Source organism: Thalassotalea coralli (genome assembly GCF_055786205.1).
Map to the genome: position 1 here is coordinate 107,956 of NZ_JBVVBK010000002.1, position 22,880 is coordinate 130,835.

Annotated in this window: 24 protein-coding genes; 23 read left to right on the forward strand and 1 reads right to left on the reverse strand. The window is 40.2% G+C overall.

The annotated features are described in order from the left end of the window. The first annotated feature begins 51 nt into the window (after positions 1 to 51). From rpsA to pyrF, 5 genes are all read left to right on the forward strand, one after another. The gene (gene rpsA, locus ACOB80_RS05835) at positions 52 to 1,713 is read left to right on the forward strand and encodes a 30S ribosomal protein S1 (RefSeq protein WP_473164887.1); all 1,662 of its coding nucleotides are present in this window, start codon (positions 52 to 54) and stop codon (positions 1,711 to 1,713) included. Between the two features lie 76 nt (positions 1,714 to 1,789). Further along, entirely contained in the window at positions 1,790 to 2,077 is a 288-nt protein-coding gene (gene ihfB / locus ACOB80_RS05840; protein WP_473164888.1) for an integration host factor subunit beta, read from the forward strand. A 73-nt stretch (positions 2,078 to 2,150) separates the two neighbouring features. Next, the gene (locus ACOB80_RS05845) at positions 2,151 to 2,387 is read left to right on the forward strand and encodes a lipopolysaccharide assembly protein LapA domain-containing protein (RefSeq protein ID WP_473164889.1); all 237 of its coding nucleotides are present in this window, start codon (positions 2,151 to 2,153) and stop codon (positions 2,385 to 2,387) included. Between the two features lie 9 nt (positions 2,388 to 2,396). Beyond that, positions 2,397 to 3,566, forward strand: a complete 1,170-nt coding sequence (gene lapB, locus ACOB80_RS05850; RefSeq protein WP_473164890.1) for a lipopolysaccharide assembly protein LapB — start codon at positions 2,397 to 2,399, stop codon at positions 3,564 to 3,566. A 463-nt stretch (positions 3,567 to 4,029) separates the two neighbouring features. Further along, positions 4,030 to 4,725, forward strand: a complete 696-nt coding sequence (gene pyrF, locus ACOB80_RS05855; RefSeq protein WP_473164891.1) for an orotidine-5'-phosphate decarboxylase — start codon at positions 4,030 to 4,032, stop codon at positions 4,723 to 4,725. 57 nt (positions 4,726 to 4,782) lie between these two features. On the opposite strand, the gene ACOB80_RS05860 is transcribed toward pyrF, so the two are convergent. Beyond that, complete coding sequence (locus tag ACOB80_RS05860; protein ID WP_473164892.1) at positions 4,783 to 5,376, reverse strand: Maf family protein; 594 nt, start codon at positions 5,374 to 5,376, stop codon at positions 4,783 to 4,785. Positions 5,377 to 5,492: 116 nt separating this feature from the next. Here ACOB80_RS05860 and yceD point away from each other — a divergent pair, with 116 nt between their 5' ends. From yceD to acnD, 18 genes are all read left to right on the forward strand, one after another. Beyond that, positions 5,493 to 6,005: a 23S rRNA accumulation protein YceD gene (yceD, locus tag ACOB80_RS05865; RefSeq protein ID WP_473164893.1), complete on the forward strand. Its 513-nt coding sequence runs from the start codon at positions 5,493 to 5,495 to the stop codon at positions 6,003 to 6,005. Positions 6,006 to 6,029: 24 nt separating this feature from the next. After that, a complete protein-coding gene (gene rpmF / locus ACOB80_RS05870) occupies positions 6,030 to 6,200 on the forward strand; it encodes a 50S ribosomal protein L32 (protein WP_169074728.1) in 171 nt (56 codons plus the stop codon). 11 nt (positions 6,201 to 6,211) lie between these two features. Further along, complete coding sequence (gene plsX, locus ACOB80_RS05875) at positions 6,212 to 7,249, forward strand: phosphate acyltransferase PlsX (RefSeq protein ID WP_473164894.1); 1,038 nt, start codon at positions 6,212 to 6,214, stop codon at positions 7,247 to 7,249. A gap of 49 nt (positions 7,250 to 7,298) precedes the next feature. After that, on the forward strand, positions 7,299 to 8,234 hold the full coding sequence (fabD, locus tag ACOB80_RS05880) for an ACP S-malonyltransferase (protein WP_473164895.1): 936 nt from the start codon (positions 7,299 to 7,301) through the stop codon (positions 8,232 to 8,234). Positions 8,235 to 8,242: 8 nt separating this feature from the next. Next, positions 8,243 to 8,977 carry a 3-oxoacyl-ACP reductase FabG gene (gene fabG, locus ACOB80_RS05885; RefSeq protein WP_473164896.1) on the forward strand — a complete coding sequence of 245 codons (735 nt, stop codon included), beginning with the start codon at positions 8,243 to 8,245 and terminating at the stop codon, positions 8,975 to 8,977. Positions 8,978 to 9,144: 167 nt separating this feature from the next. Beyond that, positions 9,145 to 9,378 (forward strand): acyl carrier protein, encoded by a 234-nt coding sequence (gene acpP / locus ACOB80_RS05890; RefSeq protein WP_473164897.1) that lies wholly within the window; start codon positions 9,145 to 9,147, stop codon positions 9,376 to 9,378. A 117-nt stretch (positions 9,379 to 9,495) separates the two neighbouring features. Next, positions 9,496 to 10,731: a beta-ketoacyl-ACP synthase II gene (gene fabF, locus ACOB80_RS05895; RefSeq protein WP_473164898.1), complete on the forward strand. Its 1,236-nt coding sequence runs from the start codon at positions 9,496 to 9,498 to the stop codon at positions 10,729 to 10,731. Between the two features lie 61 nt (positions 10,732 to 10,792). Beyond that, positions 10,793 to 11,632, forward strand: coding sequence for an aminodeoxychorismate lyase (gene pabC, locus ACOB80_RS05900; protein WP_473164899.1), 840 nt, complete (start codon positions 10,793 to 10,795; stop codon positions 11,630 to 11,632). Then, the gene (gene mltG / locus ACOB80_RS05905; RefSeq protein WP_473164900.1) at positions 11,622 to 12,638 is read left to right on the forward strand and encodes an endolytic transglycosylase MltG; all 1,017 of its coding nucleotides are present in this window, start codon (positions 11,622 to 11,624) and stop codon (positions 12,636 to 12,638) included. The genes pabC and mltG overlap by 11 nt, the downstream gene beginning before the upstream one ends. Positions 12,639 to 12,724: 86 nt before the next feature. Further along, positions 12,725 to 13,354, forward strand: coding sequence for a dTMP kinase (gene tmk, locus ACOB80_RS05910; RefSeq protein ID WP_473164901.1), 630 nt, complete (start codon positions 12,725 to 12,727; stop codon positions 13,352 to 13,354). Between the two features lie 49 nt (positions 13,355 to 13,403). After that, entirely contained in the window at positions 13,404 to 14,369 is a 966-nt protein-coding gene (gene holB / locus ACOB80_RS05915) for a DNA polymerase III subunit delta' (RefSeq protein ID WP_473164902.1), read from the forward strand. Next, entirely contained in the window at positions 14,369 to 14,695 is a 327-nt protein-coding gene (locus ACOB80_RS05920; protein WP_473164903.1) for a PilZ domain-containing protein, read from the forward strand. Before holB ends, ACOB80_RS05920 begins: the two co-directional genes overlap by 1 nt. A gap of 16 nt (positions 14,696 to 14,711) precedes the next feature. Continuing rightward, positions 14,712 to 15,485 carry a TatD family hydrolase gene (locus ACOB80_RS05925; RefSeq protein ID WP_473164904.1) on the forward strand — a complete coding sequence of 258 codons (774 nt, stop codon included), beginning with the start codon at positions 14,712 to 14,714 and terminating at the stop codon, positions 15,483 to 15,485. 426 nt (positions 15,486 to 15,911) lie between these two features. Continuing rightward, a complete protein-coding gene (locus ACOB80_RS05930) occupies positions 15,912 to 17,141 on the forward strand; it encodes a spore maturation protein (protein ID WP_473164905.1) in 1,230 nt (409 codons plus the stop codon). A gap of 143 nt (positions 17,142 to 17,284) precedes the next feature. Beyond that, the gene (locus tag ACOB80_RS05935; protein ID WP_473164906.1) at positions 17,285 to 17,977 is read left to right on the forward strand and encodes a GntR family transcriptional regulator; all 693 of its coding nucleotides are present in this window, start codon (positions 17,285 to 17,287) and stop codon (positions 17,975 to 17,977) included. Between the two features lie 37 nt (positions 17,978 to 18,014). Further along, positions 18,015 to 18,893: a methylisocitrate lyase gene (gene prpB / locus ACOB80_RS05940; RefSeq protein ID WP_473165333.1), complete on the forward strand. Its 879-nt coding sequence runs from the start codon at positions 18,015 to 18,017 to the stop codon at positions 18,891 to 18,893. Between the two features lie 74 nt (positions 18,894 to 18,967). After that, positions 18,968 to 20,095: a bifunctional 2-methylcitrate synthase/citrate synthase gene (gene prpC, locus ACOB80_RS05945; protein ID WP_473164907.1), complete on the forward strand. Its 1,128-nt coding sequence runs from the start codon at positions 18,968 to 18,970 to the stop codon at positions 20,093 to 20,095. 168 nt (positions 20,096 to 20,263) lie between these two features. Continuing rightward, positions 20,264 to 22,870, forward strand: a complete 2,607-nt coding sequence (gene acnD, locus ACOB80_RS05950; protein WP_473164908.1) for a Fe/S-dependent 2-methylisocitrate dehydratase AcnD — start codon at positions 20,264 to 20,266, stop codon at positions 22,868 to 22,870. The last annotated feature ends 10 nt before the right edge of the window (positions 22,871 to 22,880 follow it).

Below are 22,880 nucleotides of genomic sequence, written 5' to 3' on the forward strand. Positions count from 1 at the left end.
CCCCATGACACACGTAAGTGGATTGGATTTATATAGAGTTCATAACCTATTATGACTGAAAATTTTGCACAACTTTTTGAAGAAAGTTTAAAAGAAATCGAAACACGCCCTGGTTCAATCATCAAGGGTACTGTAGTACAGATCAACAAAGACAACGTTTTAGTTGATGCTGGCCTTAAGTCTGAGTCTGTAATCTCAATCGACCAATTCAAAAACTCTGCTGGTGAAGTAGAAATTAATGTTGGCGACGAAATTGACGTAGCGTTAGACGCAACAGATGACGGTTTCGGTGAAACTGTACTTTCTCGTGAAAAAGCAAAACGTCACGAAGCATGGCAAGTGCTTGAAAAAGCATACGAAGAAAAAGAAACTGTTATCGGTGTTATCAACGGTAAAGTTAAAGGCGGCTTCACTGTTGAAGTTAGCAACATCCGTGCATTCTTACCAGGTTCTTTAGTAGATGTTCGCCCAGTTCGCGACACTGCTCACCTTGAAGGTAAAGATTTAGAATTCAAAGTTATTAAGCTTGACCAGAAGCGTAATAACGTAGTTGTTTCTCGTCGTGCTGTTATCGAATCAGAAAGCAGCGTAGAACGTGAAGCACTTCTTGAGTCATTAGCTGAAGGTATCGAAGTTAAAGGTATCGTTAAGAACCTTACTGACTACGGTGCATTCGTTGACTTAGGCGGTATCGACGGTCTATTACACATCACTGATATGGCTTGGAAGCGTGTTAAGCACCCAAGTGAAATCGTAAACGTTGGTGATGAGATCCAAGTTAAAGTATTGAAGTTCGACCGTGACCGCACTCGTGTATCACTAGGTATGAAGCAATTAGGCGAAGATCCTTGGGTAGCTATTGCTAACCGTTACCCAGAAGGTTCTAAGCTTTCTGGCCGTGTAACTAACCTAACTGATTACGGTTGTTTCGTTGAAATCCAAGAAGGCGTTGAAGGTCTTGTTCACGTTTCTGAAATGGATTGGACAAACAAAAACATCCACCCATCTAAAGTTGTTAACTTAGGTGACACTGTTGAAGTTATGGTTCTTGAGATTGACGAAGAACGTCGTCGTATTTCTCTTGGTCTTAAGCAATGTGTTCCAAATCCTTGGGAAGAGTTTGCTAAGAACTTCAGCAAAGGTGACAAAGTATCAGGTAAGATCAAGTCAATTACTGACTTCGGTATCTTCATTGGTCTTGACGGTGGCATCGACGGTCTTGTTCACTTATCTGACATTTCTTGGAACGGCGGTGATGAAGCTGTTCGTGAATACAAGAAGGGTGATGAGATCTCAGCTGTTGTATTACAAGTTGACCCAGAGCGCGAGCGTATTTCACTAGGCGTTAAGCAAACTGAAGACGATCCTTTCAATATGTATCTGACAGATAACAAAAAAGGTGCTATTGTAAAAGGTAAAGTAGTTGAAGTTGATGCAAAAGGTGCTAAAGTTGAATTAGCAGAAGGCGTTGAAGGTTACTTACGCGTTTCTGATATTTCACGTGACCGCATCGAAGATGCTACTACTGAATTGTCTGTTGGTGATGAAGTTGAAACTAAGTTCATGGGTGTTGACCGTAAGAACCGTACTATCAGCTTATCAATCAAAGCGAAAGACCAAGCAGACGAGCGTGAAGCTATTGAGAGCCTTAACCAAGTAGAAGACACTGGTTTAAGTGCTATGGCTGAAGCGTTTAAAAACGCTAAGAGCTAAGATACCTGGCGGTAAGGAGTAATAAGCTCCTTACCATTTACCATTGTCGTGATGCAAAGGAACACTGGAGGGTCGCATGACCAAATCAGAACTAATTGAAAGACTAGCTGATAAACTAAACCACTTAGCTGCCAAAGATGTTGAGCTAGCTATAAAAGAAATCTTAGAGATGATGGCGCAAACCTTGTCTAAAGGTGAGCGAATTGAGATTAGGGGTTTTGGTAGCTTTTCACTTCATTATCGCGCACCACGCGTTGGTAGGAATCCGAAAACTGGCGAATCTGTAGATTTAGCTGGTAAGTACGTTCCTCACTTTAAACCAGGCAAAGAATTGCGCGAGCGTGTTAACGCAACACACGCGTAATTTGCATTAGTATTGAATAAACGGCATGCTCTAGCATGCCGTTTTTGTTTTCTTTCCTTTATTGGAGCTATTTGTGAAACTTTATCTAACTGGATTTTTAATTTTGTTTCTTGTGGTATTAGCGTTTATGTTTGGTAGTCAGAATGACCAAATACTGTCGCTAAATTACTTTATTGCAAAAATCGAGTTAACAGTTGCCGCAGCTGTCAGCCTTTTTACCTTAATTGGCTTTGTTATTGGTATTTTGTTCTCTGTGCTGTGGGGAATTTTAAGTAAGCTTAAAGCTCGTAAGGCGCAAGTGGAAGGGTAGAAGACACTTATGTTAGAACTACTATTTTTGTTGTTACCCGTCGCCATGGGGTATGGCTGGTTTATGGGTAGAAATAGTGTCAAGCAAAGTCAGCACAACGAAAAACAAGACCTATCTATCAAATACTCAACGGGTATCAACTACCTGTTGTCAAACCAACAAGATAAAGCCATCGATTTTCTGTTGGAAACATTAACGGTTGAAGATGATACCGTTGAAGCCCACTTTGCTATGGCGAATTTGTTTAGAAAGCGTGGCGAATTAGATCGAGCCTTAAAAGTACATGAATATTTAGTACACCAAAAACATTTACCTACCAAAGCAAAACAACAAGCTGCCTATGAATTAGGTAAAGATTTTTTAAGTGCTGGTTTATTCGACCGTGCTGAATCTATGTTTATGAGCCTTACCAAATCAAAAGAGTTTGGCTTAAAGTCGTTAAGTTACTTACTGCAAATTTATCAATCGACTAAAGATTGGCAACAAGGTTTGTCCCTGAAAAAGCCTATTGTCAAATCAAAAGATAAAAGGCTACTTCATGTTTTAGCTAATTTTTATTGTGAGCTCGCGACACAAGCACTAGAACAAGATAAATTTATTGAAGTTATTGAGCTGTTAGAAGAAGCGCTTAAGTGCGACCCTACGTCGTGTAGAGCTAATTGGTTACTTGCTAAAATATACGAAAACCATCAGCAGTATGAAGAAGCATGTAAATCCTACAAAGCCATCTATAGCCAAGACAAAGAATTTTTTCCTGATGTTATTGATCAAATGGAACAGTGTTTCATTCAACTAGATGCAACAGATGACTTTTCAAAATTTATTAAAAAAGTGTACGACGAGACGGGAAGTTCAAGTGCACTAATTAAATACCTTTCGTATGTTGAATCGAATCATGGTGCCAAAAAAGCACAAGAGTATTTACTTTCTGCATTAAAAAGACGTCCTACCATTGTTGGCTTCAAACACTTTGTCAAAATGCAGGTGAACGAAAATAATAGTGAAGGCGATGCTGAAGCGCTAGATATGATCAAACAACTGATCTCCGCGTATCTAAACGTTAAACAGCGCTACAATTGTAGAAATTGTGGGTTTAATAGTAGCAAGCATTATTGGGCTTGTCCGTCTTGTCATGATTGGGAGACATTAAAGCCGGTTCGGGGCCTCGAAGGCGAGTAGTGCAGCTTAGACTTGTTCTTTCTTTATTTTACTTTGTCTTCGTTGCTCATTTACACTTGTAACCTGTGCGACTCATCCTAGTAAAATAAAGAATTAACTTCGCCTAACTCTGCGCTACTTCGCTGGAAAATAAGCGCCTTTTCTTTGCCAAAACTCCTTCTAACGTTGAAAACTGATAATTATACAATCTTTGTTTTATTAGAATTAACTACGGCTAATTCTTCACTATTTATCATAAAGTAACTGCGCCTTTCCTTTGTCAAAATTCCTTTTAACGTTGAAAACGAGTAGTTAATTACCTTCTAAATCTTCTTAACTTATTTTTTCGTATTTGAATTTGTATTTATGCCGTTACAACAAATTGATTATTTTCCGCCTTACTAAACTTTTTCATTGTTTTTGATTTATTAAAACAGTGCTTTCGCGGTAAAATAATGGCAAGTTTTTTGGAGGGATATTTTCTATGAGTGATGCAAAAGTTGTCGTTGCATTAGATTTTGATAACCAGGCTGATGCCTTAGCCTTTGTTGATAGAGTAAACCCAAATGATTGTCGATTAAAAATTGGCAAAGAAATGTTTACTTATTTTGGCCCGGAATTCGTTAAAGAGTTAGTTGCGAAAGGGTTTGATGTATTCCTAGATCTGAAATTTCACGATATTCCTAACACAGTAGCAAAAGCTGTTACTGCGGCGGCTGAATTAGGCGTTTGGATGGTGAATGTCCACGCCTCTGGTGGATTAGCTATGATGGAAAAGGCGAAGCAAGCGCTTGAGCCTTATGGTAATAAAGCACCATTGCTAATTGGTGTTACTGTTTTAACCAGTATGAGCCAAGAAGACTTAACCACACTTGGTATTGATAAAACACCAGCAGAACAAGTAAAACATTTGGCTAGTTTAGCTAAAAAGGCAGGCCTTGATGGTGTTGTGTGTTCTGCGCAAGAAGCTAAATTACTAAAAGAGTCACTTGGTAAAGAATTTAAGTTAGTCACTCCAGGTATTCGTCCAGCAGGTTCGAGTGCTGATGATCAGCAGCGTATCGTAACGCCAGAGCAAGCAATCGCAGATGGCGTTGACTATTTGGTGATCGGACGTCCAATTACTAAAGCAGACAATCCTCAGCAGGTTTTAGAGTCTATTAATAAGGCAATTGATTAGGCTTAAACCTTTCAAATAATAAAAAGGAGCGTTAAGCTCCTTTTTTTGTTCGATTTACTATTTACTCATATGTAAAAACACATCGTAATCAAGTTGTTTGAGCAACGATATGAGCTTTATCAGTGGTAAACCTATTAAACTATTCGGGTCATCGCCAGATAACTTTTCAAACAAACTAATCCCTAATCCTTCACTTTTAAAACTACCGGCACAATTTAATGGTTCTTCTATGTCTACATAGGTTGTGACTTCTTTTTCCGTCAACTGCTTAAAATCCACATAAAAGGGCTCGACTAAAGATTTTGTTTGGTTTGAGTTTGAATCAAATACACATAAACCTGTAAGAAAAGTGACACGTTTGCCACTAAAGCTCATAAGTTGTTTGATAGCGTTTTCACGGGTATGAGGTTTACCTAGAATGACATCATCACAAATAGCAACTTGATCAGAGCCGATGATAAGGGCGTCGCTATGCCTCTCAGCTACTTTCTTTGCTTTTTCTATTGCTAGTCGTTCTACTAATGCCATAGGAGATTCATTCTCAAGGGGAGATTCATCTATATTAGGTTTGTCACAGTCGAACGGAATATGTAGTTTTTCTAATAAGCTACGTCTAAAAGGAGAGGTAGAGCCTAAAACAATTTTTCTCATTTTTTACTCAAAATTTAAGCGGTTTCTGCTAATATTGGGGCAATGTGGAATTTTTAAATCATTTTCGCTAATTTTCTTTTGACACTTGGGCTGAACGACTATATCATGCGCGCCTTATGCAGAATCTGAAACTACCAATTACGATTGACCCTTATAAAAGCGCACAACGTCGTTTAGTGTGTGAAGGTTACTTTGAAGTTTCAGAAATGGATCGACTGTTGGACGCATGTGAAACATGCGATCAACATATAAACGTAAAAGTGGCGTTTAGCGTTGATGAACTCGGCCTAGTAGTAATTACTGGAGAAGGGCGACTTGATAGTACACTTTTATGTCAGCGATGTAATGAGCCTCTTGAAACAGAGCTAGGTTTTGAGTTAAATTTCAGCCCAGTGAAAAATCAAGAAGCCGCTGATGATTTGCCGTCATATTATGACGCAATTGAATTAGATGAAAATGGTGAAGTGAATTTACGTGAGCTAGTGGAAAATGAGTTGTTACTCGCTATTCCATTAATTCCGAAGCATGAACCTAAAGACTGTAAAGCGAATGCTGATAGTGTTTGGGGAGAATTGCCAGAGGAACACGAAAAGCCGAATCCATTTGACGTATTGAAAAAACTTAAGTAATTAACCGATTTTAGGAGTTGGGCAATGGCAGTTCAAAAGAGCAAGAAGTCTCGTGCAAGACGTGGTATGCGCCGTTCACACGACGCTTTAACAGCAGAAAACTTATCAGTAGATCCAGTATCTGGTGAAACTCACCGTCGTCACCACGTAACAGCTGATGGCTTTTACAAAGGTGTTAAAGTTATCGCTAAATAAGCGAGCTTTTCATGGTGAATAATCTAACCATAGCGTTAGATATTATGGGGGGCGATCAAGGCCCCCTTGTAACTATTCCTGCTGCAATCATTGCACTGGAAAAGACCTCTGATTTACATCTAGTTCTTTGTGGCGATAAAAACGTCATTGAAGAAACTCTTCAAAAATACCATTTTACTGATCATTCTCGTATTACCATCGAACATACTACGCAAGTTGTTGGTATGGACGAAACCCCTAGTTCTGCTTTAAGAACGAAAAAACAATCTTCTCTACGCCGTGCTTTAGACTGTGTTAGCGAAGGAAGAGCTCAAGCTTGTGTTAGTGCAGGAAATACTGGAGCTCTATTTGCTACCGCCCATTTTGTCTTAAAAACCTTACCTGGGGTAGAGCGTCCAGCTTTGATTTCTTCATTACCGACTCATCTGGAAGATAAACACGTGTTTATGCTGGATTTGGGCGCCAATGTTTTTTGTGATTCGAATATTTTGTATCAGTTTGGCGTGATGGGCGCAGTGTTAGCTGAGCAGGTAGACGGCATAGATAAGCCACGAGTCGCATTGCTAAATATGGGCGAAGAAGAGATTAAAGGCAGCGATCATATTAAAATGGCGGCAAGTAAACTCGCCGATAATAAAGATATAAACTATATTGGTTTCGTTGAAGGTAACGATATATTTACCAATAAAGCTGATGTCATTGTTTGTGACGGATTTGTTGGTAATGTCGCATTGAAAACGTGTGAAGGTGTTGCACGGTTAGTGTACGAACGCATGAAAACTGTGCTTTCAAGGCATTTCTTTGCGCGAATTTTCGGCAGACTACTATCGCCAACGTTAAAAAAGCTATTTAAAAGCTTGAACCCCGACCAGTATAACGGCGCAAGTCTGATAGGATTGCGCGGAATTGTCATTAAAAGTCACGGCAACGCGGGTACGAAAGCGTTTGCTACGGCCATTGCCGAAGCCGTGAAAGAAGTGGAACGTCAAGTTCCTGAAAAAATTGCTAGCAAACTTGAGCTAGGATTAACGGAGTCAAGCGACAACTAGTGATTTGCTGATTAATGCGCTTGGCCGACAATAATAAATAGGTATCACTATGCAAAACAATTTAGCGTTTATCTTTCCTGGACAAGGTTCACAAACCGTCGGAATGTTAAACGACTTTTCAGATAACGCTTCCGTTCAAGCAACATTTAAAGAAGCGTCAGATGCTTTAGGTTATGACTTATGGCAGTTAATTTCTGAAGGCCCAGCAGATAAATTGAACCAAACTAACTATACTCAGCCTGCACTTCTTGCATCAAGCGTTGCGTTATTCAGACTATGGCAAGAGTCTTCGGACGTTGCTCCTGCTATATTAGCAGGTCATAGTTTAGGTGAATATTCGGCTTTGGTTTGCGCAGGCGTTTTATCATTAGCTGATGGTGTAAAATTAGTTGAGAAACGTGGTGAGTTAATGCAAGCATCGGTACCTGCAGGTGTTGGTGCTATGGCCGCTGTTATCGGATTGGCTGACGATAAAATTATTGAAGCATGTGCTAGTGCAGCTCAAGAACAGGTTGTTTCAGCGGTAAACTTCAACTCGCCAGGTCAAGTGGTAATTGCTGGTAACAAAGAAGCGGTTGAGAGAGCTGGTGAGCTATGTAAAGAGCAGGGTGCTAAGAGAGTTCTTCCTCTTCCTGTAAGCGTACCGTCGCACTGTGCATTAATGAAAGATGCAGCAGACCAATTGGCTGAATACTTTAATCAAGTCACGTTTAATACACCAAATATCGCTGTGGTTAATAATGTTGATGTTGCGACAGAGTCTGATGTTGAAGCTATTAAAAATGCGTTAATTCGTCAATTGTATAGCCCTGTTAGATGGACTGAAACTATTCAAAACCTTGCAAGTAAAGGTGTAGAAAATGCACTAGAAGTTGGCCCTGGAAAAGTGTTAGCTGGCTTAGTGAAAAGAATCGATAAATCAATTAAATCTGTTTCAGTTAATGATCAAGCATCATTAGCTCAAGCAAAAGAATTAGTAGAATAGGAAAAACTATGTTTTCTTTAGAAGGTCAAGTTGCATTAGTAACTGGTGCTAGTCGTGGTATCGGTAAATCAATTGCTTTGCAGCTTCAAGCTATGGGTGCCAAGGTTATTGGTACAGCAACATCAGATCACGGTGCTGAGAAAATTTCTGAGTATTTAGGCGAAGGCCAAGGCTTAGTATTGAATGTAACTGATGATGCGTCAATCGATGCCATGTTCGCAACAATCAAAGATAACTTTGGTGCGGTTGATATTTTAGTAAACAATGCTGGTATTACACGTGACAATTTGTTCATGCGTATGAAAGATGATGAGTGGAACGATATTATCGACACTAACCTATCATCAGTATTTAAAATTTCGAAAGCTGTAATGCGCGCTATGATGAAAAAGCGTCATGGTCGTATTATTAATATCGGTTCAGTTGTCGGCACTATGGGTAACGCTGGACAAGTAAACTATTCAACGGCAAAAGCTGGTTTAATTGGGTTTACTAAGTCATTAGCAAGAGAAGTAGCTTCTCGTGGCATTACTGTAAATACGGTATCGCCAGGATTTATCGACACTGACATGACACAAACGCTTACAGATGAGCAAAAAGAAGGTATTTTTTCACAAGTACCAGCTAATCGTTTAGGTAAGCCAGAAGAAATCGCTAATGCGGTAGCATTCCTTGCGTCTGACGCAGCTGCTTACATTACAGGCGAAACGCTTCATGTGAATGGCGGTATGTATATGGTCTAGCCAGTTTGTTAACATCTTGATAATTATTAACAAATAGGCATAATATATTTCTTGTCTACAGGTTAGACCAGCATAAAAAGCAAAACGATAAGCTTGCAAGCAGGCCTGTAGACGAATACACTACACGCAATTTTGTAAAAATTGTATTTTCTACTAAAGGAAAAAAAATGAGTACTATCGAAGAACGCGTAAAGAAAATTACTGTTGAGCAACTAGGTGTAAGCGAAGAAGAAGTGAAAATTGAAGCTTCTTTCGTTGACGACTTAGGTGCTGATTCACTAGACACAGTAGAATTAGTAATGGCGTTAGAAGAAGAATTTGATACTGAAATCCCTGATGAAGAAGCTGAGAAGATCACAACTGTTCAGGCAGCTATCGACTACATTACTGCTAACCAGTAATTAGACTATTCAGGCGGCAGTGGCCGCCTGAAATCTTTATAATTCTAAAAAAGCTGTTATTCTTAGATACAGCAACTTCCTTTCTTAATTTCAAGTCTATCGGAGGCAACTCTTCCCATGCGTCGCGTTGTAATAACCGGTTTTGGTATGCTTAGCCCTCTTGGTAATACTGCTGAAGCAACTTGGCAGCAATTATTAGCAGGTAAAAGTGGTATAGGCACCATAGAACATTTTGACACTACAGATTTTCCAACCAAATTTGCAGGCTTAGTAAAAGGCTTTAATGCTGAAGACTATGGCATCGCAAAGAAAGATGGCCGTAAAATGGATATTTTTATCCAATATGGCTTAGCTGCAGGTATTCAAGCTCTCGAGCATTCAGGTCTGACTATTACAGATGGGAATGCGCATCGCGTGGGTGTAGCTGTTGGCTCTGGTATCGGTGGTTTAACATTAATTGAAGAAAATCACAGTAAATACTTAAAAGGTGGTGTGAGAAAGCTTTCACCATTTTTCTGTCCTTCAACCATTTTAAATATGGCGGCAGGTAACTTATCGATACGCTTAGGACTCAAGGGCCCTAATATTTCGATCGTTACTGCATGTACATCTGGTGTCCATAATATTGGCCATGCAGCGCGCATGGTGGCACACGGTGATGCTGATGCTATGATTGCCGGTGGTACAGAAAAGGCATCTACTGAATTAGGTATTGGCGGATTTAACTCTGCACGAGCATTGTCGACCCGAAATGATGATCCACAAGGCGCAAGTCGCCCATGGGATAAAGATCGCGATGGTTTTGTGCTAAGTGATGGTGCCGGTATGGTTGTCGTAGAAGAGTACGAGCATGCTAAAGCACGTGGTGCAACTATTTATGCTGAAATCGTAGGGTTTGGCATGAGTGGTGATGCTTATCACATGACTTCTCCGCCAGCAGATGGTGCAGGTGCAGCATTAGCCATGGCAAATGCGTTAAAAGACGCAAAGGTAAACCCTGAGCAAATTGGCTATATCAATGCACATGGAACCTCTACACCAGCAGGTGATATTGCAGAAACCAATGCCGTTAAATCGATATTTGGCGAGTACGCTTATAAAACTATGGTTGGCTCAACAAAATCTATGACCGGCCACTTATTAGGTGCTGCTGGTGCTGTTGAAGCAATCTTTACTGCTCAATCATTACATTACCAACAAGTTGCTCCAACAATTAATTTGGAAAACCCTGATGAGGGGTGTGACTTAGATTATATTCGAGGTAGTGCTAGAGACGTAAACCTTGAGTATGCGCTTTGTAACTCTTTTGGTTTTGGCGGCACAAATGGTTCATTAGTGTTGAAAAAGATTTAAACCTTTTTGCTTGCAACTCAAAGATTAAGCCTGAATACTGTCGTGGTATTCAGGTTTTTTATTGGACGCTTTTAATTCAATGATTTATTGCGCAATTGATGGCAAAGAAACTAACGTTATTCCAAGTGACGACCGTGGCCTCTCTTATGGTGATGGTCTCTTTACCACAGCTAAAATAGTGAGCGGTAAAGTAATGCTTTTTGACATGCACCTTGAAAGGTTGGTTAAAGGAAGCGAAAAATTGGGCTTTGAGTTTCGACAAGTAGGTACGTTAAAGCGTCAATTAGAAGCGTTGGCTAAGCGATACGAACTCGCTGTATTAAAAGTTATCTTAACTGCTGGCTCAGGTGGAAGAGGTTATGCTAGGGCAGCTGAAGTTAAGCCAAGAGTGATTGTAAGCATTTATCCGTACCCTGAAAGTTATGCAGCGCTGAGCCAAAATGGTATATCAATGGGGCTAGCTGAGACTGAATTAGGGTTAAACCCTATGACAGCCGGTATCAAACATTTAAATAGGTTAGAACAAGTTTTCTTAAAAGCTGAGATAGCTAAAAGCTCATATGGTGATCTTGTGGTGACTGATATGCTAGGAAATGTTGTTGAGTCAACTTTAGCGAATTTGTTCTGGTATAAAGATAATCACTGGTTTACACCCGTGATTGATACTTCAGGCGTTAATGGCTTGATCAGGCAATGCTTACTCAACTTACCGCTACAAATTCAGCAGGTAAAAGTTACGCCAAAGGAGTTAGAGACTGTCGAGGCTATGTTTGTGTCAAATGCGCTAGCAGGCATTATTCCTGTCCACACTTATTGCGATACCCCATTGTCTATGGAGCCGGTTTCATTGCTCGCCAATAAAGTAGCACCTTTTATCGAAGGATTAAATCATGAAAATTAATGGCTTTAAAAAAATCGCTTTAATCTTTTTCGCGCTAAGTTTACTGTCTGTTCTGGCTTTCTTTATTACGTTAAAACATCAATTGAATAAGCCGTTAACTTTAGAAAAAAATAGGTTGTTTACTATAGGAGCAGGGACTTCGTTTTATCACTTAACTAAGCAGATGGTGAGAGAAGGTATTATTGATTCTCGTTTTTGGATTCGGGTTCATGCGAGATTAAATTCGCAAGCGGCGAGTATAAAAGCAGGCACTTATAGGCTTGTCCCTGGCGACACTGTGTTAACATCTTTAGAAAAATTCAATCAAGGCAAAGAGTATCTTTTCTCGGTGACCTTTGCAGAAGGGACAACATTGCGCCAATGGTTTGCTCAACTGTCGTCTTTGGAGCATATTTCTCATCAATTACGTGGTAAAAATTATCAAGAAAATGTTGATTTGTTAGTTAAAGAACTCGAACTTGATTATCTCAATCCTGAAGGATGGTTCTATCCTGAAACGTACTCCTATGCAAAAGGAGCTTCTGATATCGCGATAATGAGGCAGGCTCATATTGCTATGAAGAAAGTACTTGATGAAGTTTGGCAGCAACGATTTCCTGATCTGCCTTATGAAAACCCTTACCAGGCGTTAATCATGGCTTCAATTATTGAAAAAGAAAGTGGTAAGCATGCTGAGCATGGCAAAATATCTTCAGTGTTCGTTAATCGTTTAGAGAAAGGCATGCGATTACAAACCGATCCGACTATCATTTATGGTCTGGGAACGCGTTATAAAGGCGATATCACTAGAAAGCACAAATTTGAAAAAACCGCTTATAATACCTATAGAATTGACGGTTTACCGCCGACACCCATTGCGATGCCTGGTAAGCCTGCTTTGTTAGCATCAGTGCAACCTGATACTACTGACTATTTTTATTTCGTGAGTAATGGGCAAGGTAGTCACATATTCTCTACTAACTTAAAAGATCACAACAAAGCAGTCGTAAAATATCAATTAAAGTAACTTTAATCATCTGTCTATCACTTAGTGATAGATTTCTCAGATTAAGGTATTCTTAGCTCATAGTTAAAAAGAAAAAAAAGAAACGTATGAATAAAGGTCTGTTTATAGTTTGCGACGGCAGTAACGGCGCAGGAAAAACAACGCTTATTAACACATTAGAACAACACTTGTTAGCTCAAGGGCTAGAAGTCGTGGTAACTCGAGAACCGGGTGGCACGCCAATTGGTGAAAAAATTAGAGATATTATTCTTGATAAATCTCACCAAGAAATGACTGACTTAACAGAGTTGATGCTAATGGCAGCTCAGCGCGCACAGCACGTCGCCGAGAAAATTAAACCCGCGTTAACTAGAGGTGCTTGTGTTATCTCTGATAGATTTGATGCGGCTACTATTAGCTTTCAACATTTTGCTAGGGGAATAGACTTAGACACAATCAACACGTTAAATAACCTTGCTAAAAATGGTTTAGAGCCAGATATGAATATCATATTGGATTTAGACGCAGAAATTGGTATGGGCCGCGTTAAAAGTCGCGGTGACCAGCCAGATCGTATGGAACAAGAAAAGTTGGATTTCCTAGATAAAGCGAGAACAGGTTATTTAACACAGGCAAAGGACAATCCAAGTAAATTTACTGTTATTGATGCAAACAATGCAAAAGAGCAAGTGGCAAGTGAAGCAATTGGTGCCATTGAAAAGTTATTAAAGAAATGAGCAGAAAATATCGTTTTGAAAAGCACGTTGCCTTAGGTCTATTAATACAATGACAGCCCACTTAAATTGGTTAATACCATTAAAATCTGACTTATTCTCTGTTCTTCAACAAAAAAGTTTTCCACATGGATTATTAATAACTGGCCAGCAGGGCACTGGAAAAAGAGAATTAGCTTTATGGCTTCAGCGGTTGTTGTTGTGTAACCAACCGGATGTCGCTAATCAAAGTCCATGTAATCAATGTAAAAGTTGTCATTTATTGCTTAACGCGAATCATCCCGATGCACGCGATATTGAACTTGTCACGCAATCTATTTCGGTTGATCAAATTCGCCAAGCTACGCAGTTTTTGGAAAAAACTCCACAGTTGTCTCATAGCCAAGTGGTGATCATTGAGTCAGCGGAAAAGTTGACAGAGTCTGCGGCTAACGCTTTGCTAAAAACGCTAGAAGAGCCGACGGCTAACAGTTACATCATATTGCTTGCTAAAGACGAGCAGCATTTATTACCCACTATTGTTAGTCGTTGTCGTGTATTACAAATAAGGCCACCAATTGGTGGTGAGTTAGTGGCGGCAACAGAGGGAACGTCTCACAATAAGTTTGTTAACATAACGCACTTGTCCAGAATAACTAATGTGAGTGAAACCGAATCCTATCAAGACTTAGTCAAACAAGTTGTTGCGTTTATAATGAACCCAACTAGTAGTTACTTGTTAACCTCTGTGTTACTTGAGTTAGGTGAAAACGCATTGCCTTGGTTAGAAAATGTGTTTTGTGATTTGTATCGATATCACGCTGGTTGGCGAGATGTTTCAATTAATGAGCAGCAAAACCTATCTAATGGTCAATTAAACTCTGTTGTCGAAGACAATAGTGATGCGATATATCGAATTTATTTATTGATTCAATCATATCAACAAAAGAATAAAACGCTTGTACAATACAACAATGAATTTGGCCTTGAACAGCTTGTCGTGAAAATGGCTAATCTGATGGCCCGAGAGGAATATTAATGGAACAATTGTATTTAGAGTTTGTTACAGATAAAGATCTTTATCAGTCTTATATGCCATTTGTTAAAAACGGTGGTGTATTCGTACGTACCACTGAACATTTTGAATTAGGTACTGATATTGAATTGCAAATCTTGCTGCCAGATTCTTTAGAGCCTTCAACTGTGGTAGGAAAGATTTGCTGGGTGACCCCTGTAGGTGCTCAAAATGGTACCCCAGCAGGTATTGGAATCAGCTTTATTGAAGACGCTGAAAATATCCGTAGTCAAATAGAAAACTCAATTGGCCGATTATTAAATTCTTCTGATCCAACCTTAACTATGTAGTAAAACAGGAATATTTGTGTTTATAGATTCCCATTGTCATTTAGATCGCTTAGATCTAACTGAATTTCAAGATAACTTAGATAATGTCGTTACCAATGCTAAAAATGTAGGTGTCGACAAAATGTTATGCGTTAGTGTTACTTTAGACGATTTTCCTAAAATGGTAGAAGCAACGTCAAACTATGCCAATGTGCTATTGTCTTGTGGTACTCACCCGCTTAACCAAGAGCAAGCTATTGAAACTGAAGATTTACTGCGATTGTGCCAACATGAAAGGGTGATTGCAGTTGGTGAAACTGGTTTAGACTATTATTACGCACCTGAAACCAAAGCACTACAATTAGCATCATTTGTACAACATATCGAAGTAGCGAAAGCTGTCAACAAACCCCTGATTATCCATACTCGTGATGCAAGAGAAGACACCATGACGTTGTTAAAAGAACACGATGCAGCTACTGTTGGTGGTATTCTTCATTGTTTTACTGAAACATGGGAAATGGCAAAGGAAGCGATTGAGCTTGGGTTCTATATTTCTTTTTCTGGCATTGTTACATTCAAAAATGCAACAGCATTAAAAGAAGTTGCAAAGCAAGTTCCTGACGATAAGCTTTTAATTGAAACAGACTCACCTTACTTAGCTCCTGTTCCTCACCGCGGAAAACAAAATCAGCCGGCTTATGTGATAGAAGTTGCAAAACATTTAGCAAGCATTCGAGGACAATCTGTCGAGCATATTGCTAAAATCAGCAGAGAGAACTTCTACCGCTTATTTCCTACCGCACAATAAAACACGTTGTTAAAGACAAAAAAATAGCCCGAAACAAGGAGATGTTTCGGGCTCAGGGGATGGCTCATAATAGGAGATGAGCCGTGCGCTAATTAACCAAATTCGAATTCATCCAAATTGAATTTTCAGCGAGCACTGTGGTTAAATTTTGAACTATGTTTATAAGTGTAGTGTACTCTCCCACAAATGCTAATTAATTTTGCATAAATTTTAATTGTCTGAAATATAAAGAAATAAATGGTGGACAACCAGTTTTTGTATACAGATTGTTTACTGGTTGTAAACGGGTATTGCACAGCTTATGCACAGGGCTTTTCAGAGAGGCTAAATGGCGCATTACGTAAATAAGATTACCATTTAAGTTCTTTGTAATTGGTTGCATGTATGGCAAGATGTTGGCAACTTATCTGTTAATAGTTTTTGACTGTGCTTCAACGAATTTGGTTTAGTTTTTTTCTTATTGCATTCTTTTCTGCTTGCTACCAATGGCTTGCTCTAGATAATCCAACGATTTTCGATGCTATTATGAATTCGGTATATGCCATGTCTAAAACCACGGTAGAGATTGCCATTGGCTTGATTGGCATATTAGCGTTTTGGTTAGGCATTATGAAAATAGCTGAGCGAGCAGGGCTCATCGATAAACTAGCAAGGGTTATTTCACCTTTGTTTCAGCATTTAATGCCAGAAGTGCCTAAAAATCACAAAGCGTATGGCTCGGTTACTATGAATTTGTCAGCGAACTTTTTAGGTTTAGACAACGCGGCCACTCCTCTTGGTTTAAAAGCGATGCAAGATCTACAAGAAGTTAATCCTAAAAAAGATACAGCAAGTAATGCCCAGATTTTATTTCTTGTTCTTAATACTTCATCGATAACCTTATTTCCTGTGACTGTTTTTGTTTATCGAGCGCAGCAAGGGGCTATTTCTCCAACTGATGTGTTTATTCCTATTTTGTTGGCGACAAGTGCGTCAACAATCATCGGGTTGTTAGTGGTATGTTGGTGGCAAAAAATTAAGTTGTTAAACACAGTAATACTTAGTTACTTCGCGTTGTTTTTTGCTGTTATTGGTAGCGTGGTTGCTTATTTTTCGACGTTATCAGCGGATATTCTCGCGCAGCAGTCATCTTTACTCGGAAATTTACTCATCTTTTCTATTATTATTGCTTTCCTTTGCTACGGAGTAAGAAGGCAGGTAAACGTATACGATGCATTTATTTCAGGTGCTAAAGAGGGCTTTGAAACTGCCGTCAGAATAATCCCTTATCTACTTGCTATGTTAGTTGCAATTGGTGTTTTGCGTGCCAGTGGCGCTTTGGATTTATTTTTCAATATCATTAAAACCAGCGTAGCGGCCTTAGGAGCTGACACGCGTTTTGTTGATGCGCTACCTACTGCTTTTATGAAGCCCTTATCAGGATCTGGCGCTCGAGCGATGATGGTAGAGACAATGAATACCTATGGTGCCGACTCTTTCCAAGGTAGGCTTGCTTCGATAATGCAAGGTTCAACGGAAACAACCTTTTATGTTCTAGCCGTTTACTTTGGCTCTGTCGGTATTCGTTATACTCGCCATGCTGTTGCTTGTGGTTTAACGGCTGATGTCGCAGGGCTATCAGCAGCGATATTCGTTTGCTACTGGTTCTTTGGGTAATAGCTTTTCCGGTTAACCGTCTATTTTCCAATTTTAACCGCTACTTTAGTCTAATTGTCGACAATTGTTGTGTTCTCATTCTTGACATAGCACATATATCCACTATTATTCATTCAATCAAGATAAATTGTCGACAATGTTGAATGAATAGTTTTCTACATCAAACACAAGCAGTTACCACTGCAGACAAGATTTTTCAAAAAATGCAGCACGCCATTGTAGAGGGCGAAATTGCTAGCGGCAGTAAAATAAGTGAGCCGGAACTTGCTAAAAAATACGATATAAGCCGCGCTACACTTAGAGAAGCGTTAAATCGCCTTGAAAAGTGCCATCTCATTGAGCGTAAGCCGAATGTTGGTGCACGCGTTGTTGAATGTACTATTGAAGGGCTTCTTGAGGTATACCAAGTAAGAGAAGCACTTGAAGGAATGGCATGTCGTTTAGCTGCAGAAAATATGTCTGATGAAGAAATTGTCGACATGAAGCAAATGTTATCCACTCACGCCAAATCGCAAGAACTTAAAGACGGCGTTTCTTATTATCAAGAAGAAGGCGATCTAGACTTTCATTATAAAGTCATTTTAGGAAGCCATAATCAACAACTTATCGATCTTTTATGCGGTCAGCTATATCACTTAGTGCGCATGTATCGAATTCAGTTTGGCATGCGCAGCCCTAGAGCTACTCGTGCATTTAATGAGCACAGCCACATTCTTCAGGCTATTGTTGATAGAGATGGTGAATTAGCGGAATTATTGATGCGTCGACACATTGGCGCATCAAGGAAAAATATCGAGCAAAAAATTGCGACGAAAAATCAACATGAGACGAGTTAATTAACTCAACAATGGGGAGATACTCATGACAAAACTATTGTCTCCAGGTGCAAAATTTAGATTAGCACTTGAGAAAAACAAACCACTGCAAATCGTTGGAACTATCAACGCTTATTGCGCCATGATGGCAGAGCAGTTAGGACACCAAGCTATCTACTTATCAGGTGGCGGTGTAGCCAATGCTTCATATGGTTTACCCGATCTCGGCATGACATCACTAAATGATGTGATAGCGGATGTACAACGTATAACGTCCGCTTCAAGTTTACCTTTAATGGTAGATATCGATACCGGCTGGGGTGGTGCATTTAACATCGCAAAAACCATTAAAGATATGGAAAAAGCAGGCGCAGCAGCCGTGCATATTGAAGATCAAGTTGCGCAAAAGCGTTGTGGCCATAGACCAAACAAAGAAATCGTTTCTACCGAAGAAATGGTAGATCGTATTAAGGCAGCTGTTGATGCAAGAACAGATGAAGATTTCTTTATCATGGCAAGAACCGATGCTTTTGCTCAAGAAGGCTTAGAAAAAGCTTTAGAGCGTGCAAAGGCTTATGTTGCCGCTGGTGCTGATGGCATTTTTGCTGAAGCAGTACAAACAGAAGAGCATTACCGCGCTTTCGCTGATGCGTTAGATGTGCCGATTCTGGCAAATATTACAGAATTTGGTAAAACCGAACTGTGGAATAAGGAGCAGTTAGGTGAATGGGGATGTGGCATGGTGCTTTACCCATTATCAGCGTTTAGAGCGATGAATAAAGCAGCTGAATCTGTGTACAAAACACTACTAAGCGACGGTGATCAAAAAGCCGAAATCGATAACATGCAAACTCGCATGGAGTTATACGATTACTTAGGCTATCACGAATATGAACAAAAATTAGACGCACTATTTGCCGAAGGCAAAAACAAATAATAATTCAATCGCATTTGCTCGCATAGGGTTTAAGAGCAAAAACGGTTTCAAGACTTGAGAAAGAGGATAATAAAATGGTTGATAAGAAACTAGGTGGAGCAGGCCTCAGAGGTCAAAGTGCTGGTGAAACTGCATTGTGTACAGTAGGTAAAACAGGCTCAGGTTTAACTTATCGTGGTTATGATATAAAAGAACTTTCTGCCAATGCACAATTTGAAGAAGTTGCTTACTTGTTACTTTACGGAAAGCTACCAAATCAAACTGAACTTGATGCTTATAAAGCGCGCTTAAAAGGTATGCGTGACTTACCAGAGGCATTAAAAGCGGCGTTAGAGTTGATCCCAGCAGACGCGCATCCTATGGATGTAATGCGTACTGGTTGTTCAATGCTAGGTAATTTAGAAACAGAACAAGACTTTTCTGAGCAACTTGATCATATCGATCGCATGTTGGCCATTTTTCCTGGCTTAATCAATTACTGGTATAACTTCAGCCACAACGGCATTCGTGTCGATGTTAATACTGATGCAGATTCAATTGCAGAACAGTTCTTATGGACACTTCACAATAAAAAACCAGAACCTCTGCACGTTGATGTTATGCACGCTTCCCTTATTCTTTATGCAGAGCATGAATTCAACGCGTCAACGTTTACAGCACGTGTTTGCGCATCAACATTGTCAGACATTCATAGTTGTGTAACTGGTGCCATTGGATCGTTACGTGGACCATTACATGGTGGCGCTAACGAAGCTGCTATGGACATGATTGAACAATGGAGTTCTGCTGACGAAGCTGAAGCGGCTATTATGGGTATGCTTGAGCGCAAAGAAAAGATCATGGGCTTTGGACATGCTGTATATCGTGAGTCAGATCCTCGTAACGCGATTATCAAAGAATGGTCTGAAAAGTTAGCGAAACAAAACGGCGATACCACTTTGTATGATGTATCAGAGCGCTGCGAAGCCGTAATGTGGCGAGAGAAGAAGCTATTTTGTAATGCTGATTTCTTCCATGCGTCTGCTTATAACTTTATGGGTATCCCAACTAAGTTGTTTACGCCAATTTTCGTGTGTTCACGCGTTTCAGGTTGGACAGCTCATGTGATGGAGCAACGCTCGAATAACCGAATTATTCGTCCGTCTGCAGACTACACTGGTCCTGAAGCCGCACAATGGGTTGATATTTCAGAGCGCGCATAGTTTAGACTAACTTAGTTAGCTAATTTGAAAGTTAGAACAATCCGATAATGAGGTACTAGCAGCATTCCGCTAGTACCTTACTACAATATTCGTTTGGTAGGGCGCTTAAAACCTCGACCAAACCTTGTGTGACTCAACACACTAATCAATCAATTTGTAGGTAATATTATGAATACCCAATACCGCAAATCTCTTGAAGGCACATCGTTAGATTATTTTGATACACGCCAAGCGGTAGAAGAGATCAAAGCAGGTAGTTACGATAAACTACCTTATACATCAAAAATTTTAGCAGAACAGTTAGTTCGTCGCTGTGAGCCAGCTAAACTCACCGATAGCTTGATACAGCTAATCGATAGAAAAAAAGATTTAGACTTTCCCTGGTATCCGGCACGTGTTGTTTGTCACGATATTCTCGGTCAAACAGCTCTTGTAGACTTAGCAGGCCTTCGTGATGCGATTGCGGAAAAGGGCGGCGATCCAGCAAAAGTAAACCCAGTTGTACCAACTCAGTTAATTGTTGACCATTCATTGGCGGTTGAACATGCTGGTTTTGATCCTGACGCCTTTGAAAAGAATAGAGCGGTAGAAGACAGACGAAACGAAGACAGATTCCATTTTATCAACTGGACAAAAACTGCGTTTAAAAACGTTGATGTGATTCCTGCCGGTAACGGGATTATGCACCAAATTAATTTGGAAAAAATGTCGCCAGTCATTCAAGCACGCGACGGCATTGCTTTTCCAGATACCTGTGTCGGTACAGACTCTCATACACCGCATGTTGACGCATTAGGTGTTATTGCGATTGGCGTTGGTGGTTTAGAAGCTGAAAACGTGATGTTGGGCAGAGCGTCTATGATGCGCTTACCTGATATCGTCGGCGTTAAATTAACGGGTAAACGCCAAGCAGGGATAACTGCGACAGATATCGTTCTTGCCATTACCGAGTTCTTACGAAATGAAAAAGTTGTTTCGTGTTATCTCGAATTTTTTGGAGATGGTGCCACAGATTTAACTATTGGCGATCGCGCGACTATTTCTAACATGACACCAGAGTATGGCGCATCGGCAGGAATGTTCTATATTGACCAACAAACAATCGATTACTTAAAAATTACTGGTAGAGAGCCAGAGCAAATCGCATTGGTTGAACAGTACGCAAAAACAAATGGTTTATGGGCTGACCAAATGACTGAGGCCCAATACGAACGTGTGCTAGAGTTCGATTTGTCGGTGGTTACGCGTAACCTGGCAGGGCCGTCAAATCCACATCGTAGACTACCAACAAGCGATTTAGCGTCGCGAGAAATCGCTGGAGAATGGCAAGAGCCAAGTTTAGACAGTTGGCAAGGAAATATGCCTGACGGTGCGTGTATCATTGCTGCTATTACGTCCTGCACAAATACATCAAATCCACGAAATGTAGTTGCTGCAGGTTTAGTTGCGAAAAAGGCAAATGAACTTGGCCTTATTCGCAAACCTTGGGTGAAAACGTCATTTGCTCCAGGTTCAAAAGTCGCCAAGTTATATCTTGAAGAAGCTGGGCTATTAACTGAACTAGAAAAACTAGGCTTTGGTATTGTTGCTTATGCATGTACGACCTGTAACGGTATGTCAGGTGCACTAGACCCGAAAATTCAACAAGAAATTATTGACAGAGATTTATACTCGACGGCTGTACTTTCAGGAAACCGTAATTTCGATGGTCGAATTCATCCTTATGCGAAACAAGCTTTCTTAGCGTCGCCACCACTAGTTGTTGCTTATGCAATTGCCGGTACTGTTCGTTTTGATATTGAAAAAGACGTTTTAGGTAAAGACCAAGCGGGTAACGACATTACCTTGAAAGAACTATGGCCATCAGATGAAGAAATCGATGCAATTGTTGCTAAAGCCGTAAAACCAGAGCAATTTACGCAAGTTTATCAGCCTATGTTTGACTTGAAAGTCGATTATGGTGAAAACAATAACCCACTCTATGATTGGCGTGAAATGTCGACTTATATCCGCAGGCCACCATACTGGGAAGGTGCATTGGCAGGTGAAAGAACATTAACTAACCTGCGTCCACTTGCGGTATTAGGTGACAACATTACCACAGATCACTTATCGCCATCTAATGCGATATTGGCGACCAGTGCTGCCGGTGAATATTTGGCTAAAATGGGCTTACCAGAAGAAGACTTTAACTCTTACGCTACGCATCGCGGCGACCATTTAACTGCTCAGCGGGCAACGTTTGCTAACCCTAAATTACTTAATGAAATGTGTAAGGATGAACAAGGTGAGGTTATTCAAGGTTCCCTTGCACGTATAGAGCCAGAAGGGCAGCAAACCCGGATGTGGGAAGCTATCGAGACCTATATGAACCGTTCGCAACCACTTATTATTGTTGCTGGTGCAGATTATGGCCAGGGCTCTTCACGTGATTGGGCTGCTAAAGGAGTGAGATTAGCAGGCGTAGAGGCGATTATCGCTGAAGGCTTTGAGCGTATTCACCGCACCAATTTAGTGGGTATGGGTGTTTTACCATTAGAGTTTGTTAACGGCGATACAAGACATACGTACCAGATTGATGGCAGTGAAACGTTCACAGTCGTTGGCGACAAAAAACCAGGTGCGTCGTTAGAAGTACAAATGACGCGTGCAAATGGAGAGCAAGTAGTATTTAACGTGAAATGTCGCCTAGATACAGCAGAAGAGTGCTCAGTTTATCAAGCTGGCGGGGTATTACAGCGCTTTGCCGAAGATTTTTTAGCAACAAGTCACTAGTTTATTAAGG